Here is a 1032-nt window from a genome sequence, read left to right on the forward strand (position 1 = left end):
GCGTTAGACCATGCCGATGGCTTAGATAACAACGAACTGACCTTCGATTTGCCAGTTTATGCCGTCGACTCAGATGGTGATGATTCATTGATGTCGCCGTTGTCGGTGACCATTGGTGATGACGTCCAAATCATGGCGAACGGCACGCTCGGTATTACCGAGCCGAATTTAGCTGACGGTACGGTGACGACCAATACGATTGATGTAATGACGGCGCAAAGTGCCGATGGCGCAGTGATTACCCAGTTCACTTATGACGGTGGTACGGCTCAAACTCTAGACCCAACAATCACAGGTGAGCAGAAATTTACGTTCACTGAGGGTGATGTGTTCGTCACCATCGAAGGTAACGTGCGCTTTGAGCCAAACCGTGATTTAGACCACGAGAGTGGCGATATCGTTAAATCTCTCGTCTTCACGTCAAGCGATGGCGATGTGGATGTTGAAACGGTCACTGTCACACTGACGATTATTGATGGTGATACCCCAACCATTGAATCGGTGCCAAGCATCGCGCTTGCTGAAGCAGATTTAACGGATGGCTCGTCACCAATCATGGGTGCGGTGAGTCAAACAGAAACCATCTCATTCACGAATCAAAGCGATGATGTTGAGAAATTCCGTTTAGAACCAAGTGAGTTCAACAGTGATGACTCATTGAAATCCGATGGTCTGCCAATTGATCTGAAAGAAGATCCGACAGGCTCAGGTAACTATGTTGGTTTTACAACTAGTGCCTCGAATGTAGAAACACAGATTTTCACATTAAGCTTTAGCGCTGCGACTCTGGGGCAATATACCTTTACGCTGCTGGAGAATATCGACCACGAGGATGGTCGTGGCAATAACGACTTCACGTTCGAACTACCAGTTTACGCAGTTGATACCGACGGTGACGATTCGTTAATGTCACCGCTATCGGTGACGATTACTGATGATGTTCAAGTGATGGCAAGTGGCGATCTGACGATTGAAGAGCCTACTGTCGCCGACTTGGTTGCAGGTACGCCAGCGACATCCGTTTTCGATGTA

The 1032-nt window shown here is 48.1% G+C and carries 1 protein-coding gene; it reads left to right on the top strand.

What is annotated here, in order from left to right; genetic code table 11:
* A partial coding sequence (locus AB4209_RS22405; RefSeq protein WP_372057442.1) for a hypothetical protein occupies positions 1-1032 on the top strand: 1032 nt, incomplete at both ends.

Source organism: Vibrio sp. 10N.286.48.C11, from assembly GCF_041469805.1.
GTDB lineage: Bacteria > Pseudomonadota > Gammaproteobacteria > Enterobacterales > Vibrionaceae > Vibrio > Vibrio crassostreae_C.